The sequence below is a fragment of the Terribacillus saccharophilus genome (assembly GCF_046592895.1).
Taxonomy (GTDB): Bacteria; Bacillota; Bacilli; order Bacillales; family Amphibacillaceae; genus Terribacillus; species Terribacillus saccharophilus_D.
The window spans coordinates 697,685-716,428 of sequence record NZ_JAWVPU010000002.1 but is presented as its reverse complement, the minus strand read 5'-3'; the positions used below and the strand labels follow the sequence as shown (position 1 = coordinate 716,428).

Genomic DNA, 18,744 nt, shown 5'->3' with positions numbered 1-18,744 from the left:
ACATACATGGCCCCTTATAAGAGGCCATGTTTTATTTTACATATCATGTGAACTATTGTGTTTCTGTCTGCTATGATTTTTATTTTTCACTTTCTTCGACCCACTCAGCGGTTCATTCACTTTTTCCGGGTGTTTCCGTTGCTTTCCTTTCTGATCTCCCATTTCATCACCTCCGCACTACCTATTATCCCTTGTGTGAATCGGTCTATTCGAGTCTTAACAAAATCTATAGGTTGTACTCAAAATACGCTAGGATTCCCTATTTTACGCGTGTTTTTTGCTCTTAATTAATTTACTTATTAATCGTTTTCATTTAGAATGAAAAGTGCAAATCAATGTTAGCTCGTGCTGCTTTATCATAAGATTATGATAAGCAGGCTAATTCACAAGGGGGTTTGTTCATACGATGGTGGGAAATAATTCATACAACGCAAAGAAACAGTTTGAATTAAACGGAAAGACGTACAATTACTATCAATTGAAAGCGCTTGAAGAGAAGGGGCTTGGAACAGTCTCTCGCTTGCCATTCTCCATTCGTGTGCTGCTTGAATCGCTGATCCGTCAGCATGATGGCTTTGCAATCAAGGACGAGCATGTAGAAGGTTTGGCAAACTGGGGGAATGGTGACATCACCGATGTACCATTCAAGCCTTCCCGTGTTATCCTGCAGGACTTTACCGGAGTGCCGGCGGTCGTGGATCTCGCTTCCCTTCGCAAAGCGATGGTTGACCTTGGAGGGGACGCTGACAAAATCAATCCGGAAATCCCGGTCGACCTTGTCATCGACCACTCTGTACAGGTTGATAAATATGGTACCCAAGACGCATTGAAAGTGAACATGGAATTGGAATTTGAGCGAAACAAAGAACGTTATGAATTTCTGAACTGGGCGCAAAAAGCATTTGATAACTATCGTGCTGTACCGCCTGCAACGGGGATCGTCCACCAGGTCAACCTGGAATATCTCGCTAGTGTAGTGCACGGGAATGAAAATGAAGACGGCACATATACAGCGTACCCGGATACACTTGTCGGTACGGATTCCCATACGACGATGATCAATGGTCTCGGCGTACTTGGCTGGGGTGTCGGCGGTATCGAAGCAGAAGCAAGCATGCTTGGACAGCCTTCTTACTTCCCTGCACCGGATGTTATAGGAGTCAAATTCGTCGGTACGATGCCAGCAGGATCGACGGCGACTGATTTGGCGCTGAAGGTGACACAAGTACTCCGTCAAAAGAGCGTAGTCGGAAAATTTGTTGAATTCTTTGGACCTGGACTTGCGGATATGCCGCTTGCCGACCGGACGACGATTTCCAACATGGCACCAGAGTATGGGGCAACATGCGGTTTCTTCCCGATCGATGAAGAAACATTGAATTATATGCACTTGACAGGCAGAAGCCAGGAACAAATCGACCTGGTTGAAAAATATGCGAAGGAAAACGACTTCTGGTACACACCGGAAACACGCGATCCGGAGTATACAGAGCTAGTGGAAATCGACCTTTCTGCATTGGAGCCGAACCTTTCCGGTCCGAAGCGTCCGCAGGATTTGATTCCGCTTTCCGACATGCAGAAGTCATTTGTCGACTCCATCACAGCTCCATCCGGCAACCAAGGGTTTGGACTTGATAAGAGTGAATTCGATAAATCAGTCGATGTCCAGCTGTCGAACGGCAAATCAGCTACGATGAAAACAGGTGCAGTCGCAATCGCTGCGATCACGTCTTGTACGAATACATCGAACCCTTACGTCATGCTCGGAGCTGGTATTCTTGCGAAGAATGCAGTTGAAAAAGGATTGACTGTGCCAGCGTATGTGAAAACATCCCTTGCGCCAGGCTCCAAAGTCGTGACACGTTACTTGAATGATGCAGGTCTCACGCCTTATCTTGACCAGCTTGGTTTCACCTTGGTAGGGTATGGCTGTACGACGTGTATCGGTAACTCAGGACCATTGGCTCCAGAAATCGAAGAAGCGATTTCTTCGAACGATTTGACGGTTGCATCCGTTCTTTCTGGTAACCGTAACTTCGAAGGGCGTATCCATCCGCTAGTACGTGCAAACTATTTGGCTTCACCGCCGCTTGTGGTGGCTTATGCACTTGCCGGTACGGTTGATATCGACTTGGATAATGATCCAATCGGAACTGATAAAGATGGAAATGCTGTCTATTTCAAGGATCTTTGGCCATCCGCTAAAGAGATTCGCGATGCGGTCGCAAACGTCGTGACACCGGAAATCTTCCGCAAGGAGTATGAAGATGTCTTCCATTCCAATGAAAAATGGAATGAAATCGACACAACTGACCAGCCGCTTTACAAGTGGGACGCTGATTCCACTTATATCCAGAACCCTACTTTCTTCGAGAATATCTCTGGAGGAAGCGGCACGGTACAGCCATTGCAAGGTTTGCGCGTAATCGGGAAGTTTGGCGACTCCGTAACGACAGATCACATTTCTCCAGCTGGAGCAATCGCTAAAGATATGCCAGCAGGAAAGTATTTGCAAGATAAAGGTGTCACACCGCGCGAGTTTAACTCGTATGGTTCCCGCCGTGGTAACCATGAAGTGATGATGCGCGGTACATTTGCGAATATACGTATCCGCAACCAGCTGGCACCAGGCACAGAGGGCGGTTATACAACTTACTGGCCGACAGATGATGTGATGCCGATTTATGATGCAGCAATGAAATACCAAGCTGATCAGACAGGCCTTGCCATCTTCGCTGGTGAAGATTACGGTATGGGAAGTTCTCGTGACTGGGCTGCAAAAGGGACGAACTTGCTTGGTATTAAAACAGTCATCGCGCAAAGCTTTGAGCGTATCCACCGTTCCAATCTGGTTATGATGGGTGTGCTTCCGCTGCAGTTCCAGCCGGGCGAGAGTGCAGATTCCCTTGGTTTGACTGGCCGGGAGAGCATCGACGTATCAATCGATGAAAATGTATCCCCACGTGATATCGTGAAAGTGAAAGCTACAGCTGAAGATGGCAAAGTGACGGAATTCGAAGCTGTCGCACGTTTCGATAGTGAAGTGGAAATCGATTATTACCGTCATGGCGGTATTTTGAACATGGTACTTCGCGATAAATTACAACATGCATAAGTTAGATGGGAAGCAGCCGCAGCGGCTGCTTCTTTTTTTGGTTAGTTTGACTCTCTTTCGCCAAAAATAAACGGTGAAGGGGGAATTCTAATGAAACGAGGACTGATCCTCTTAAGTATTTTTCTGTTCATCCTTCCAACGATGGTTCGGGCTGATGCTGCAGAACTGAAATCGGTGGAAGAGCTGGTACAGAGTGCAGATGGCAAACCTGTTGTGATCATGTACTGGGCAACATGGTGTGAAACTTGCTTGTCTGATCTGTCAGAGCTGGAGGATTTCTATGCTGCAGCAGGTGAAAAGGTGGATGTTTACAGTGTCAATGCAACAAATAGCGAACGTAGCGAGAAGCAAGTACAAGCGTTCATCAGGCAAAGCGCGTTGAAGGTGCCGGTTTTTTTGGATAAAGACGGTTCCATCGCCAAAGAATTTCGTCAGGTTGCCGTTCCATTCACCATCTTGGTCGATAGAAAAGGGAAACACCGGGTCATCCCTGGGCCTGTAACGAAACAGCAGCTGGAAGAATGGATCCAGTAATACCCGCCAGTTCACCTGTTTGGCATTAATATGCTAAAATAATGGTAGAAAAGGGGGCATACTTGTGGAACAGACAGAGAAAACCCTGACCGAACAAGTCATTGCATGGAGTTCAATGGACATCTCACCGCCTCTATCGGAGATAGAGGCGTTACGTATGGCATCCGAGCTTGATTCAGGGGAAGAAGCTTTAAAACAGGGCTTATATCGAATCATTGCTTTTTACCGGATCATGCGTGTGCATAAACAGGATCCAATCAGCAAACAACTGCTCGCAGCATCGGAACGGACACATCCAATTGTGCAGGAAATCGATCAATTCGCCCAGGTGAATCAATATTATCAAGCATTGATGAACACTGAGCTACCGGTATGGTCGGTGCGGGAAACGGATTTTGATCCTGCGAAATTAAAGAAATCCCAATCATTGTACAGTCAGCTGACAGATGTAATGAAGGCGTATCCTCGGCGTCTTTCAGGTGCTAGCAAACTGGCATCGGCATATAATCGCTCTTATGAGGAATTGGAGGATTTGATCGTTCTTCTGGAACAGACGATCGAAACGATTGAAAACCGGAAAACCGGATCTCCTGTGACAGCCATGAACGTTACCATCCTGCAAATCATGAAATCATTGGCTATGGTGCAAGAGGCACTGCCAGATGTCTTGAGCCAGGCAAGTGAAAGCAGGCCGCTTGAAGTGCTTGACCAATTGATCGGCTTGCATGATGTAAAAGCATATATTCACGATTATTATCATTATTTGCGTTATCAGCAGGAACGGAAGCAGTTCGGCTTCCAAATGGTCGATGAACCAGGTTTGCATATGGTCATTACAGGTAATCCGGGCACCGGGAAAACGACGATTGCCCGTCTGCTGGCGAAACTGTATCATCAGTTAGGATTACTGGAATCCGATCACGTTGTCGAAGTGAATCGCTCGCATCTTGTTGGTTCCTATCTTGGTCAAAGTGAAGAAAACACGACCAACTATGTACAGCAGGCAATCGGCGGCGTATTATTCATCGATGAGGCATACAGCCTGAAACGGGAAGGCCAAAGCGGGAATGATTATGGACAGGCTGTCATCGATACATTGGTTTCCAGTATGACGAGCAGTGAATATGGCGGTAAATTCGCTGTCATTCTGGCAGGCTATCCAGAGGAAACGCGTCAATTCCTGTTTGCCAATCCAGGGCTGCGGAGCAGGATTCCCGAACAGAATCATATGGAACTGCCGGACTTCGGGACGGATGAACTGTTGCAGATTGCGGAGAACACTGCTTTGGCAAATGATTTCTTCTTTACGGAAGAAGCACTTCGACTAGTTGCGGATAAGATCGAACAAGCCCAGGTGGATGATACTTTCGGAAATGCCCGCACGGTACGCGATATCGTCCTGCGCATCATCTTCCAAAAAGGTGCTGATCGGGAACTGACGCAAGATTCATGGATTGATCATATGACCTTATCGGCCAAGGATGTCAAAGAGCAAGGTCAGGATGACAATGGATCTGCTCCTTTGCAGCAACTACAGCAGCTGATCGGTCTTGCATCGATCAAGGATGAAGTCAAAAAGCTGTCATCATTCGTCCAAATCCAGCAGGCGCGGAAGCAAAAAGGTGCCCCGGCAGTACCGATTCAGCTACATGCGGTCTTCACCGGAAATCCTGGAACAGGAAAGACAACGATAGCGAAAATTTATGCAGATATATTGAAAGAGCGTGGTTTGCTGAAAAGGGGCCATTTGGTAGTTGCTTCACGAAGTGATTTGGTCGCAGGGTATGTGGGCCAAACGGCTGCCAAGACAAAGGCGGTCATCCGTGATGCGTTGGGCGGCGTCTTGTTCATCGATGAAGCGTACAGTTTGTTCCGCGGTGCCCAGGATTTCGGGAAAGAAGCGATTGATACGCTTGTGGATGAGATGACAAAGCATAATGAAAATCTCGTTGTAGTGCTGGCAGGGTATCAGCAGGAAATGAAACAGTTCATCGACAGCAACCCTGGACTTGCATCCCGCTTCAAGAAATATTTCATCTTCCCTGATTACAGCAGGGAAGAGCTTGTCGCAATCTTCAAGCATGCGATGGAGAAATATGCGTACACACTTTCGGAAGAGGCAGAAAAATTCCTTAAGGGAAAACTGGACACAGAAACTGTTTCCGGCAATGCCAGATTCGTGACGAATTTGCTTGATGAGGCAATACAATTTCAATCACTTCGTCTGGTGGATGAGGATGAGCAGACAGAGATGGATTCATTGGTTAAAAAAGATATAGAGAATGCTTGGGAAATGGTAAGGAGAAGTGCTTTATGAAGAAAACAACATCAGAAATAAACGTAAGATATGGTGAAACAGACCAAATGGGTGTCGTATACCACGTCAATTATCTCGTTTGGTTCGAAATCGGCCGCACCGATTTCATCGAGACTTTGGGACTGCACTACGCCGGAATGGAAGAAGATGGCTTCCTATCACCGGTAGTGGATGCGAAGCTGAACTTCCATTATCCGGTGCGTTACGGTGAAAAACCGGTAGTGGAAACATGGCTTCATTCCTATGATGGCATCCGTACACAGTATGGCTATGAAATCAAAAATGGGGATGGCAAATTATGCGTATCCGGGACATCGACCCATACAGTTGTGAAAAAGGAAAACTTCCGGCCAGTTTCCATCCGTCGTTCTTTGCCTGAATGGCATGCGGCTTATACGAAAGCGCTGGAAGCATAATAGATGGCTTTCGGTGTGAAACGAGGCGAGCTGCTCCAATGGAAGGAGCAGGTTCGCCGGGGAGAAATCGCATTTTTGACTCATTATTGGCTGGATGCACGCTTCCCTGATGCAAAGACAGTGACAAAAGCTGGCTGTGCCGACCGTGAAAAGCTGATCGAATGGGGGCAGCAGTACGGCTTGCAAGCAGCATGGATTGATGAACACGAAGAATTATTGCATTTCGATCTGATCGGAGACTATCAGCTGCGCATACTTCAAGCAGAACAGCAATGGGAACAGCTGGAAAGATTTGATTTATTGCCAAATAAAAAGCAGTAATCCTATTTTGGATTACTGCTTTTTTCGTCGTGTTGATGCTCACAAGTCGCACCAGGCACAGGATCGAAGCCGCCCCGATGGAAGGGGTGGCATTTCGAGATGCGCTTGATGGTGAGCCAGCCGCCTTTCCAAGCACCATAGCGCTTGATTGCTTCCAATCCGTATTGGGAACAAGTCGGATAAAAGCGGCAGGAAGGCGGAGTCACCGGGCTGATGAATCGGCGGTAAAAACGGATCAAGGCCAAGAATACCTTGTCCATCGATTTATACCTCTTCGTCTTCGTCGCGTTTGTCGTAGCTCAATGTCGCTACCGCATCATGCAAATGGATGGATTCTTCGTTGCTGCAAGAAACGGTGAATTTCTGCACATAATCAAGTTCATACAAATCTGCTGCTACGAGACGAACCATGTCTTCGACGAAGCGAGGGTTCTCATAAGCAGTCTCTGTTACCATCTTTTCATCCGGACGCTTCAGCACGGGGTGGATGCGGGCGCTTGCGTTGCTTTCGGCAGCTTCCAGCAAGTCTTCTTTCCAATCGCGAACATCCTCATCGAATGCATCTGTCAATTGTACTTCCATGCTGACGATACCACGCTGGTTATGGGCACTGTATTCACTTATTTCCTTGGAGCACGGACAAAGCGTCGTCACGGTTCCGGAAAGTTTAGCGGTTGTGCGGAAACCGGTAATTTTATCATACGCAACTTCCAAGGTGGCATCGGCGTGATTCAGGCCAGTCATACCGGAAGCAGGTCCGCTGCGCTCGAAGAACCATGGGAATGTCACTTTCACGCGTGCATCATCTTGCTTCAAACGATCAGCAAGCTCTGCCACGAAAGTCTGCAAGCTTTTCACAGAAACAGTAAAACCATTTTTGTGATACATATCCAGCTGTTCCGTGAAGCGGCTCATGTTCGTGCCTTTGCTATCCTGCTTGATGCTGGATGTGAATTCGAAGGTACCGATCGTTGTCTGCATGGCAGGACGAGTCGTGCTGATCACTTGGATCGGGTGTTTCACTTTGGCGATACCGACTGCATCTATATGGAAAAGAAAGTTCTTTTTCGTATTTTGTAAGTCAGCCATATCGGCTTTGTTTTCAGGTTTCGTTTTCTTGCCTGGCGCTACAGAACCAAATAATTTATGGCGTTCTGCTTTGGAAGGCAGCTGTTTTCTTGTTGTCGTGTGTAGGTGTTGCATAATTGTACTCCTTTCAAAGTCGCATGGACTAGCTTAAAGTATACCCGATGCTAAGCTGGCATTTCAATTGTCTGAACCGAGTAAGTCAGGAAAATGAAGAAAAACAATCCCTTATTACTTGGAATTGTTTTTCTTTACGAGGAAGGAAGCTTTCGGCTCTTCCCGTCTTATGATTCGGCCGATATTCTGACGGTGCTTATAAAGGATGAAAATGGCCAATAATCCGAGCACGATGGACAAGACGATATCCTGTGCCAAGAAAATCGAAACGATCACACTGACCACTCCTGCTATCATGGAAGCAAGTGAGACATACTTGCTGAGAAGCAAGACGATGACGAAACTTGCCAAAACGATCAAAAACAGAAGTGGATTCACACCGAGTATGATGCCGGCGGAAGTGGCAACTGCTTTTCCTCCTTTAAAGCGGGCAAAGATCGGATATACATGTCCGATGACTGCCCCAAGTCCGATTACAAGCAAGTATAAATCGAAACCGAACAGAACAGGCAGGATGGTCGCAATCGTCCCTTTGAGTATGTCAGCGATCAAAACGATCGTCCCGGCTTTCTTACCGAGCGTCCGGAACGTGTTCGTCGCACCAAGGTTTCCGCTGCCATGCTCCCTCACATCTATATTGTAGCCTACCTTGCCGACTATCAGGGCGGATGGAATCGAACCGATGATGTAGGCGAGCAGGATGAATAACACGTACTCCATTTACATTCTCCTTTGACTGCTGAGGCGTTCCTGTTACTTGCTTATCCATTTTAGCACGAAGTATCATGGAAGAGCATAACTTTTTACATAGTATAGGATTAAATGCCCAGCAGCAAGGGTATTGGAACTTTTAGCACATAATACGAGGTGAAGGTATGATTGAATTCAGGAATGTACATAAGACATACCCTGACGGGACGGAAGCGATAAAAGATTTCAATTTGACAGTAATGGAGGGCGAACTGCTTGCACTAATCGGACCGAGCGGCTGTGGCAAGACGACAACGATGAAAATGATCAACCGGCTTGTCGAACCGACAGCAGGGGATATATACATAGACGGAAAGAAATTGAAAGACTACAACATACATGAGCTGCGCTGGAATATCGGTTACGTGCTGCAGCAAATCGCCTTGTTTCCGCATATGACCATCGAAGAGAACATAGCGGTTGTGCCGGAGATGAAAAAGTGGAAAAAGAAGCAAACGCATGAGCGAGCCAAGGAATTGATGCAGATGGTCGGGATGGAGCCATCCATCTATTTAAAGAAGAAACCTTCCGAACTATCCGGCGGCCAAGCGCAGCGCATCGGCGTCATCCGGGCGCTTGCGGCGGATCCGCAAATCCTGCTGATGGATGAGCCCTTCAGTGCACTGGATCCGATCAGCAGGGAAGGATTGCAAAAGGATATCCGGAAACTGCAGCAGCAAATCAAGAAGACAATCGTTTTTGTGACGCATGACATCGACGAAGCGACGGCACTTGGCGATCGCGTCTGTCTTATGAATGCCGGTGAGATTGTGCAGGTGGATACACCCCAGAAACTGATACTGGAACCGCGTGATTCCTTCGTTCGCAGCTTTATCGGGGACAAACAGTCTCCTTGGCAGACAGCGGTTGATATCGTGGCTGCTCAATCTGTATCGCGGATACTGACACAAACAGCATATGAAGAGGGCGAGTTCGACTCGGAACAATCGTATATTCTGTCAAGTGACGATGGGCAAGTGCTTTGTGCAGTGGAACACGGAAAACAGCAGCATGTCACGGCTATCCCGAATGATATGAGCATTTTGGAAGCGGTTGGTGTATTTGAGGAATTGACCGCAAGCATCCTGCCTGTCACAAAAGGGGAAGAATTGATCGGTACGATCACCCAGCAGGAGCTGCTCACATATCTGGCTAGCAAGATGGAAGTCAAGAATGGGGTGGTCACGCAATGAACGAATTCCTAGATGTATTTCAGCAGCGAAGCGACTCCTTCTGGACGGCATTGGGCGAGCATCTGCAAATATCGATCATTGCCTTGCTGATCAGTATTGCGATTGCGGTTCCGCTGGGACTGCTGCTCAGCCGTTCCAGAAAAATTGCCGAACCGATCATTGCCGTAGCAGCTGTGTTACAAACCATTCCGAGTCTTGCCATCCTCGCGTTTTTGATTCCGCTGATTGGCATCGGGACAAAACCGGCAGTCATGGCGCTGATTGCTTATGCATTGCTGCCGATACTCCGGAATACATATACCGGTATCGCAGAAGTTGATCCGGCTTTGAAAGAAGCTGCGACAGGCATGGGTATGAACAGTTTTCGCCGTCTGCGCAAAGTGGAACTGCCGCTGGCCATGCCGATCATCATGGCCGGTATCCGGACAGCGATGGTGATGATCGTCGGCACAACGACAATTGCCGCCTTGATCGGAGCTGGCGGGCTCGGAGAACTGATTCTGCTCGGTATAGACCGCGGCGGGGATGTGAATCTTATATTGCTTGGAGCCATCCCAGCAGCACTGCTTGCCATTTTACTTGATTTGATCATCCGTATTTTCGAGCGTACAAGCCGCAAGTTCGGTTTCAGATCACTTGCTGTCTTGCTTGTGGTTGCCGTGATCGGTGTGGCTGGACCGTTCCTGGCAGCCAAAGATAACCAAGCGGACTTAGTCATTGCCGGAAAACTGAATGCTGAGCCTACTATATTGATCAATATGTACAAGCTGTTAATCGAAGATCAGTCTGATTTGACGGTGGAACTCGAACCGAATCTTGGGAAAACAGACTTTTTATTCGAGGCTTTGAAAAGCGGCAGTATCGATATCTATCCGGAATTCAGCGGAACCGTACTGGTAACGCTTGCTGGTGAACAAGCTCAAAGCAATGATGGTCAAGAAGTGTACGAGCAGGCAAAAGAAGTGATAAAGGAAACCAACGACATGGCATATCTGGAGCCGATGGCGTACAATAATACGTATACATTGGCGGTGAAACGATCATTTGCAGAAGAAAACGATTTGCAATCGATTGCCGATCTTCGCAAAGTCGACGATCAGATGACTGCAGGCTTCACATTGGAATTCAGTGACAGGCAGGATGGTTATCTGGGCATCCAGGAATTATATGATGTCGAATTTGGTGAATTGAGTACATTGGACCCAGGTATCCGTCAACAGGCAATTGATGCAGGAGATGTTGATGTGATCGATGCTTATTCGACGGATAGTTATATCAAGGACTTGGATCTGATCACGTTGGATGATCCGGAAAACGTATTCCCGCCATATCAGGGTGCTCCGCTCATGCGCCAGGAAACACTGGACGAATACCCCGAGCTTGCCGACATCTTGAATCAGCTTGCAGGTAAGATAACAGACGAACAAATGACAGAGATGAATTATCAAGTCGATTTCGAAGACAAACAGCCAGAGGATGTAGCGAGGGAATTCTTGGAACAGGAAGGTCTGCTTTAAAGAAAGGAGCATGATTCATGGTATTTCAAAATCCTGAAAATGAAGAAATTCGTGATATACTGGTAAAAGCAAAGACGATTGCGGTCGTAGGACTGTCCGACTCGCCTGCCAGGACATCTTATGGGGTTTCCAAGGCGATGCAGCAGGCAGGTTACAGAATCATACCGGTCAACCCGAACGTAACGGAAGTACTCGGCGAGAAAGCTTATCCTAGCTTGACTGACGTGCCTGATGAGATCGATATCATCAACATTTTCCGCCGCTCGGAATTCCTGCCTGACTTGGCCAGGGAAGCAAGCAAGACGAATGCCCGTATTTTCTGGACCCAGCAAGGTGTCTATGACGTAGGTGCAGCGGCTTATTTAGAACAAGAAGGTTTCACAGTCTTGATGGACTTATGCATCAAAGTTGCACATAGTGTACTTGTCGGTTCTTCCAACAAGTGAATTTAACCCCATCTGCATATAAGCAGGTGGGGTTTCTGTATCAATGGCGTATACTAGAAATAAATCAACCAAGGAGGAATGACAGTGGGTTTAGATGGTAAACTGGGCAGCTCCTATACAGCATTGCCTGCGTTTTTTTACACAGAGATGGAACCGAATCCGGTCAGGGAACCGCAAATGGTGAAGTTTAACAAGAGACTCGCATCACAGCTTGGGATCGAGCAAGAAGGTATTCTCAAAAATTTGGCCGGCAGCACTTTTCCCGATGGTGCAACCCCGATTGCGCAAGCTTATGCCGGTCATCAATTCGGCAATTTTACAATGCTTGGTGATGGACGAGCCATCCTGCTCGGGGAATGGAACCATGCTGGAGAAAAGCTGGATATCCAGTTGAAGGGTGCTGGGAGGACGCCGTACTCCAGGGGCGGTGACGGCAGGGCTGCACTCGGGCCGATGTTAAGGGAGTATCTGATCAGTGAAGCGATGCACGGTCTTGATATCCCGACAACACGAAGCTTGGCTGTCGTTGCGACAGGGGAACCTGTTTATCGCGAGACTGCACTGCCTGGTGCTGTACTGACGCGGATAGCAGCAAGTCATATTCGGGTGGGTACGTTCGAATATGCGAGAAGATTTGGCACGGAATCGGATTTGATTGCATTGGCAGATTACAGCATTCAGCGCCATTATCCGGAGCTGAATGATCAAAAAGATAAATATGTGCAATTTTTCCAAAGCGTGGTCGAGCGTCAAGCCGAGCTGCTCGCAAAATGGGTCAGTGTAGGGTTCATCCATGGCGTGATGAATACCGATAATATGACGATCAGCGGGGAAACGATCGACTATGGCCCCTGCGCCTTTTTGGACGAGTATATACCGATGACCGTCTATAGCTCGATTGATGTGCAAGGACGTTATGCATATGCCAATCAGCCGCCGATTGCTGCCTGGAACTTGGCTCGTTTTGCAGAAGCGATATTGCCGCTTTTCAATGAAGCCCCAGACAAAGCAGTGAAAAAAGCCGAAGATATATTACGCGAATTTCCGCGTATATACAGAAAGTCATGGCTTCACATCATGTTCCGTAAGATCGGCATAGCCGAAGTGGAAGAAGGCGATGAAGCGCTGGTAGAGGATCTGCTCGGCTGGATGGAGAAAGCTCAAGTGGATTACACCAACACATTCCGAGCACTGACTATAGGAGAGACAGCCAGTTTGGAACAAAAGGAAGGCTTCTCCACATGGAAAGAACGCTGGGAAAATCGAATGGGTTCGACAGGAGTGGAAGAAGCCCGCCAAATCATGCAACAAGCAAACCCCAATGTAATTCCTCGCAATCATTTGGTCGAGGAAGCGTTGGATGCAGCAGGAAATGGGGATTACACGCTTTACAACCTTCTGTGTGAAGTTGTCGCCAATCCTTACAGTTACGAGCCGATTGACCCGAAATATACGGAAGATCCGCCGGAGTCGGAAGAACCATTCCAAACATTTTGCGGTACATGACATACCACCTGCCTTTTGGCAGGTATACATAGATAGACATAAGTACCGTCATAACGGTTATAAAGTGTATCATTCACATAAACTCCACTTATTTGTTACATTTGTGTCTGAGCTGTCAATAAACAGTATACAAAGGTAAAACAAGCGAAAATGAAGCCAAAATCGCCTCTAGCAGACGAGGAAATATGTGAAATCCCAAAAAGTGGATTGATTGACCGGCATTATTCTGCTACTTTTAATTAGGCATACACTGGACTCTGCTAGTCATGGGAGCTAGTTTACACAAACATATGTTTGCGTTATATTAATTATAGCGCAAGGTCATTTCACCATCGATAAGGATGGGGGATGATTTGGATACAGTTTTTTGTTCGAAGAAGGGAGCCGATGTCACATTGGCAAAACAAGCATCGCATTACTCAGATGACTCCATTCAAGTGCTCGAGGGACTTGAAGCGGTCAGAAAACGTCCCGGCATGTATATCGGTAGTACGGACAGCCGGGGACTGCATCATTTAGTTTATGAAATCGTCGATAATAGCGTGGATGAAGCACTGGCGGGCCATGGTGATAAAATCAATGTTACCATTCATGATGACAACAGTATTTCTGTGGAAGACTTCGGCCGCGGGATGCCGACGGGCATGCATGCTACCGGAAGACCTACTCCTGAGGTCATCTTCACTGTCCTGCACGCCGGCGGTAAATTCGGCCAGGGCGGCTACTCTACGAGCGGCGGGCTTCACGGTGTTGGTGCATCCGTCGTAAACGCGCTTTCCGAGTGGCTCGAAGTGACGATCCACCGCGACGGCAATATTTACACACAACGATTTGAACATGGCGGGAAACCTGTCACATCGCTTGTGAAACAAGGCAAAACGAAGAAGACAGGGACCAGCATCCATTTCAAACCGGATCCGTCCATGTTCTCAGTGACTAATTATAATTTCGACACGCTCGCTGAACGTCTGCGCGAAGCAGCTTTCCTGCTTAAAGGCGTAGCTTTCCATATAGCGGATAAACGCAGTGGCAAGGAAGAAACGTATCTTTATCCAGATGGACTGCAATCCTTCGTCGATTATTTGAATGAGGAGAAAGACACACTTCATCCTGTACTTGCTTTTGAAGGCGAACAGCAGGATATTGAGATTTTCTTCGCTTTCCAATTCAATGACGGCTACACCGAAACGATGCTCAGCTTCGTCAATAACGTCCGGACAAAGGACGGTGGTACCCACGAAGCTGGAGCTAAATCGGGTATGACACGTGTATTCAATGAATATGCTCGCCGTAATAATCTTCTGAAAGAAAAAGATAAGAACTTGGAAGGAACCGATATCCGCGAAGGTCTGACAGCGATTGTCAGTGTCCGGATACCAGAAGCACTGCTTCAATTCGAGGGACAGACCAAGAGCAAGCTCGGGACATCCGAAGCGCGCTCTGCAGTCGATGCTCTTGTATCGGAGAAGCTTTCTTATTTCCTTTCCGAAAATCCCGACATTGCCGGTATGCTCGTGAAAAAGGCCATTCGTGCGAAAGAAGCGCGTGAAGCTGCCCGCAAGGCTCGCGAAGATGCCCGCAGCGGCAAGAAGAAAAAACGCAAGGATACGCTGTTGAGCGGAAAGCTGACACCAGCGCAGTCCCGCAATCCGCAGAAAAATGAATTGTACCTGGTAGAGGGAGACTCTGCCGGCGGTTCTGCCAAGCAAGGCCGCGACCGTAAATTCCAGGCTGTCCTGCCGCTTCGCGGTAAAGTAATCAATACGGAAAAAGCGAAGCTTCAGGATGTCATGAAAAATGAGGAGATCTCCACGATCATCCATACTATCGGTGCTGGCGTCGGAGCGGAATTCGACTTGGAAGATGTTCAATATGACAAAGTCGTCATCATGACGGATGCCGATACGGATGGTGCACATATCCAGATCCTGCTGCTCACTTTCTTCTATCGCTACATGAAGGAATTGATCGAAGCAGGAAAGGTGTTCATTGCCTTGCCGCCGTTGTACAAGATTTCAAAAGGAAAAGGCAAAAAAGAAGTACTTCGCTATGCCTGGAGCGATGAGGAAATGCGTGAGATCGTCCAGGAAATGAAAAACGGTTATACGATCCAGCGTTACAAAGGACTTGGTGAAATGAACGCCGACCAGCTTTGGGAAACGACGATGGATCCAGCTACCCGTACACTCATCCGAGTAACGATCGAGGACTTTGCCCGAGCAGAGCGCCGTATCACGACGCTGATGGGCGACAAAGTGGAGCCGCGACGTAAATGGATCGAGAGTAATGTCGCTTTCGGTATGGAAGAAGACGGGAATATCCTCGAAAACGACAAGCTGCACAACTAAGGGGGATTTCGTTTGGAAAACTATTTGGATCTGCCATTGGAGGAAGTCATCGGAGACCGATTCGGCAGATACAGTAAATATATCATTCAAGACCGTGCGCTGCCGGATGCCAGAGATGGCTTGAAACCGGTACAGCGCCGGATTTTATACGCCATGTTCGATGAGCGGAACACACATGACAAACCATTCCGGAAGGCTGCCAAGACCGTCGGTGCGGTAATCGGTAACTTCCACCCGCACGGAGACAGCTCGGTTTATGAAGCAATGGTCCGACTCAGCCAGACATGGAAAGTACGTAATGTGCTCATTGAGATGCATGGTAATAACGGCAGCGTGGATGGTGACCCACCGGCAGCGATGCGTTATACAGAAACAAGGCTATCCCACATTGCCTCTGAATTGCTGCGGGATATCGATAAAAATACAGTCGAATTTGTGCCGAATTTTGATGATACAAATGCGGAACCGACTGTTCTGCCAGCCAAGTTCCCTAACTTGCTTGTCAATGGATCAACCGGTATTTCTGCTGGTTATGCAACCGAAATACCTCCGCATCATCTTGGCGAGGTGATCGATGCTGTCATCATGCGCATGGACAAGCCGAGCGCTACGGTTGAAGAGTTGATGACCGTCATGAAAGGTCCTGATTTTCCGACAGGCGGAATCATCCAGGGCGTAGATGGCATCAAGAAGGCATATGAAACGGGTAAAGGCAAGATCATCGTTCGCGGAAAAACAAATATCGAAGACCTCAAAGGCGGAAAACAGCAAATTGTCATCGATGAAATTCCTTATGAAGTGAATAAAGCGAATCTCGTCAAGCGGATGGACGAATTGCGTTTGGACCGAAAAGTCGAGGGTATCGCGGAAGTGCGTGATGAAACGGATCGTACTGGTATGCGAATCGTCGTTGAACTCAAAAAAGAGGCAGATGCCCAAGGTATCCTGCATTATCTATATAAAAATACCGATTTGCAGATTTCTTATAACTTCAACATGGTGGCAATCAAGGATAGGACGCCACAGCTGTTGGGTTTGGCGAGTTTACTTGATGCGTATATCGGACACCAAAAAGAAGTCGTCACAAGACAATCTGCATATGCTTTACAAAAGGCCAAGGACCGCAAGCATATCGTTGAGGGTCTGATCAAAGCTATTTCCATCCTGGACGAATTGATTGCAACCATCCGTGCATCCAAGGACAAAGCGGATGCAAAGCAGCGCATCGAGGCAGCATATGGCTTCACGGAAGCACAAGCGGAAGCAATCGTGAATTTGCAGCTATACCGTCTGACGAATACGGATATAACTGCTTTGCAGCGTGAAGCGCAAGAGCTGGATGAGCAGATCCAGAAGCTTGAAGACATCCTGAAAAACGAGAAGACGTTGCTGAAAGTAATCAAGCAGGATCTTCGGACGATCAAGAAAACATATCATACCGATCGCCGTTCCCAGATAGAAGATGAGATCGAAGAACTGAAGATCAATCTGGAAGTAATGGTAGCATCAGAGGATGTACTGGTCACCGTTACGCATGATGGTTATATCAAACGGACAAGCCTTCGTTCGTATCAAGCCTCCAATGGTGAGGATTTGGCAATCAAGGATGAAGACCATCTGATTGGCATGCAAGAGATAAATACGACGGATAAATTGCTTGTCTTCACGAACAAAGGGAAGTTCAGTTTCATGCCGGTGCATGAACTGCCGGATATCCGCTGGAAAGATCAAGGTCAGCATCTGGCCAATATCGTCAGCATGGATAAAGACGAGAAAGTGATTGCCAGCATTCCGGTGCGGGATTTCAAACAAGATAGATATCTTGTCTTCTTCACGAAAAACGGGATGGTGAAACGAAGCGAACTGCAGCTTTATGAAGCGAGCCGGGCTAACAAATCGCTCACGGCGATAAATTTAAAAGCAGACGATGAAGTGTGTCATGTAGCTTTGACTGACGGTAACAAACAACTATTCATGGCTACAAACACAGGATATGGTTTGTGGTTCACGGAAGAGGAAGTCAGTCCTATCGGTATACGGGCAGCGGGTGTGAAAGGGATGCAGCTGAAAGAAGGCGAATATATCGTCGGTGCTCAGACTTTCGAACTGCAGCATTCGCCAAGTGTTGTCGTCATCACGCACAGAGGATCGGCAAAACGGATGAAATTAAAAGAATTCGAGCCAACAGGCCGGGCGAAACGCGGCGTGGTGATGCTCCGTGAATTGAAGAAGAATCCGCATCGGATTGTAGGGTTCTATGTAGTGGAACAAGAGATGACCATCCATCTGGAGACAAAAGATAAGACGGACCATATTTTGGAGCCATTGAAACTGAATGCAAACGACCGTTATAGCAACGGTTCGTATGTACTGGATACCGACAAACATGGCGAGGTAATCGCTACGTATCCAGAAGCCATTTATGTAACAGCATTTCCTGAATAAAAGCATCAGGTAAACAATAATTTTATTATGTAAACTAGAGAGGCGATATGCCTCTCTTTTTTTCTGCACAAACACACTTCCGAGCAAATAGAATAATTGACAGACAACGCAATTCACATGGTATAGTTTTACGTATAGCTTAATGAACGGGGGAGCAGAATGGATAATCGAACGTTTAGAGATGCAATGGGGAAATTTGCGACAGGAATCACAATTGTGACAACCAAGGTGGACGGGGACACAAAAGGTATGACGGTGAATGCATTCATGTCTGTATCATTGGAGCCGAAGCTGATTGCCGTTTCCATCGACAAAAAAGCGTCACTCTACGATATCTTACAAAAAAACCCCACTTTCGGAGTCAGTGTTTTAACGGAAGCACAAAAAGAAATCAGCATGGTATTCGCAAAGCAAAAAACACAAGAAGAGCCTGTAGCAATCACCACACTGCAGGAAGTCCCGGTCGTGGAAGGGGCGCTTGTCAATTTAGCATGTAGAGTAGTCGATAAAGTGATAGCTGGCGATCATGTGATCATCATAGGGGAAGTCGAAGATCTGATATTGCGAGATGATAATCCTGTATTGTATTTTGGAGGCAGTTATCGAGAAATCAAATAGATACAAAGAAAGGAG

Annotated in this window: 16 protein-coding genes; 12 read left to right on the top strand and 4 right to left on the bottom strand. The window is 47.3% G+C overall.

Features of this window, described 5'->3' with window-relative positions; translation table 11 throughout:
- Positions 1-36: 36 nt before the first annotated feature.
- A complete protein-coding gene (locus SFC66_RS09385; RefSeq protein ID WP_084160682.1) occupies positions 37-162 on the bottom strand; it encodes a small acid-soluble spore protein P in 126 nt (41 codons plus the stop codon).
- A 244-nt stretch (positions 163-406) separates the two neighbouring features.
- Here SFC66_RS09385 and acnA point away from each other — a divergent pair, with 244 nt between their 5' ends.
- From acnA to SFC66_RS09360, 5 genes are all read left to right on the top strand, one after another.
- On the top strand, positions 407-3,115 hold the full coding sequence (acnA, locus tag SFC66_RS09380; RefSeq protein ID WP_411218424.1) for an aconitate hydratase AcnA: 2,709 nt from the start codon (positions 407-409) through the stop codon (positions 3,113-3,115).
- Positions 3,116-3,205: 90 nt separating this feature from the next.
- The gene (locus SFC66_RS09375; RefSeq protein WP_411218423.1) at positions 3,206-3,649 is read left to right on the top strand and encodes a TlpA family protein disulfide reductase; all 444 of its coding nucleotides are present in this window, start codon (positions 3,206-3,208) and stop codon (positions 3,647-3,649) included.
- A gap of 115 nt (positions 3,650-3,764) precedes the next feature.
- Positions 3,765-5,966: an AAA family ATPase gene (locus tag SFC66_RS09370; protein WP_486388642.1), complete on the top strand. Its 2,202-nt coding sequence runs from the start codon at positions 3,765-3,767 to the stop codon at positions 5,964-5,966.
- On the top strand, positions 5,963-6,382 hold the full coding sequence (locus SFC66_RS09365) for an acyl-CoA thioesterase (RefSeq protein WP_411218421.1): 420 nt from the start codon (positions 5,963-5,965) through the stop codon (positions 6,380-6,382). The genes SFC66_RS09370 and SFC66_RS09365 overlap by 4 nt, the downstream gene beginning before the upstream one ends.
- Positions 6,383-6,385: 3 nt before the next feature.
- Entirely contained in the window at positions 6,386-6,703 is a 318-nt protein-coding gene (locus tag SFC66_RS09360; protein ID WP_411218420.1) for a hypothetical protein, read from the top strand.
- Positions 6,704-6,705: 2 nt separating this feature from the next.
- Here the strand turns inward: SFC66_RS09360 and yidD are convergent, their stop codons facing one another.
- The 3 genes from yidD to plsY all read right to left on the bottom strand — a co-directional run bounded on the left by yidD (position 6,706) and on the right by plsY (position 8,626).
- On the bottom strand, positions 6,706-6,963 hold the full coding sequence (yidD, locus tag SFC66_RS09355) for a membrane protein insertion efficiency factor YidD (protein WP_411218419.1): 258 nt from the start codon (positions 6,961-6,963) through the stop codon (positions 6,706-6,708).
- Between the two features lie 4 nt (positions 6,964-6,967).
- A complete protein-coding gene (gene folE2, locus SFC66_RS09350) occupies positions 6,968-7,906 on the bottom strand; it encodes a GTP cyclohydrolase FolE2 (protein WP_411218418.1) in 939 nt (312 codons plus the stop codon).
- 114 nt (positions 7,907-8,020) lie between these two features.
- On the bottom strand, positions 8,021-8,626 hold the full coding sequence (gene plsY, locus SFC66_RS09345) for a glycerol-3-phosphate 1-O-acyltransferase PlsY (RefSeq protein WP_411218417.1): 606 nt from the start codon (positions 8,624-8,626) through the stop codon (positions 8,021-8,023).
- Between the two features lie 155 nt (positions 8,627-8,781).
- On the opposite strand from plsY, the gene SFC66_RS09340 reads away from it, so the two are divergent.
- From SFC66_RS09340 to SFC66_RS09310, 7 genes are all read left to right on the top strand, one after another.
- On the top strand, positions 8,782-9,849 hold the full coding sequence (locus SFC66_RS09340; RefSeq protein ID WP_411218416.1) for an ABC transporter ATP-binding protein: 1,068 nt from the start codon (positions 8,782-8,784) through the stop codon (positions 9,847-9,849).
- The gene (locus tag SFC66_RS09335) at positions 9,846-11,366 is read left to right on the top strand and encodes an ABC transporter permease/substrate-binding protein (protein ID WP_411218415.1); all 1,521 of its coding nucleotides are present in this window, start codon (positions 9,846-9,848) and stop codon (positions 11,364-11,366) included. The genes SFC66_RS09340 and SFC66_RS09335 overlap by 4 nt, the downstream gene beginning before the upstream one ends.
- Positions 11,367-11,383: 17 nt before the next feature.
- A complete protein-coding gene (locus SFC66_RS09330) occupies positions 11,384-11,812 on the top strand; it encodes a CoA-binding protein (RefSeq protein ID WP_411218414.1) in 429 nt (142 codons plus the stop codon).
- A gap of 78 nt (positions 11,813-11,890) precedes the next feature.
- Positions 11,891-13,318: a protein adenylyltransferase SelO gene (locus SFC66_RS09325; RefSeq protein WP_411218413.1), complete on the top strand. Its 1,428-nt coding sequence runs from the start codon at positions 11,891-11,893 to the stop codon at positions 13,316-13,318.
- A 395-nt stretch (positions 13,319-13,713) separates the two neighbouring features.
- Positions 13,714-15,666, top strand: a complete 1,953-nt coding sequence (gene parE, locus SFC66_RS09320) for a DNA topoisomerase IV subunit B (RefSeq protein ID WP_411218731.1) — start codon at positions 13,714-13,716, stop codon at positions 15,664-15,666.
- 12 nt (positions 15,667-15,678) lie between these two features.
- On the top strand, positions 15,679-18,111 hold the full coding sequence (gene parC, locus SFC66_RS09315; protein ID WP_411218412.1) for a DNA topoisomerase IV subunit A: 2,433 nt from the start codon (positions 15,679-15,681) through the stop codon (positions 18,109-18,111).
- 159 nt (positions 18,112-18,270) lie between these two features.
- Positions 18,271-18,729 (top strand): flavin reductase family protein, encoded by a 459-nt coding sequence (locus tag SFC66_RS09310; RefSeq protein ID WP_411218411.1) that lies wholly within the window; start codon positions 18,271-18,273, stop codon positions 18,727-18,729.
- Positions 18,730-18,744: the final 15 nt, after the last annotated feature.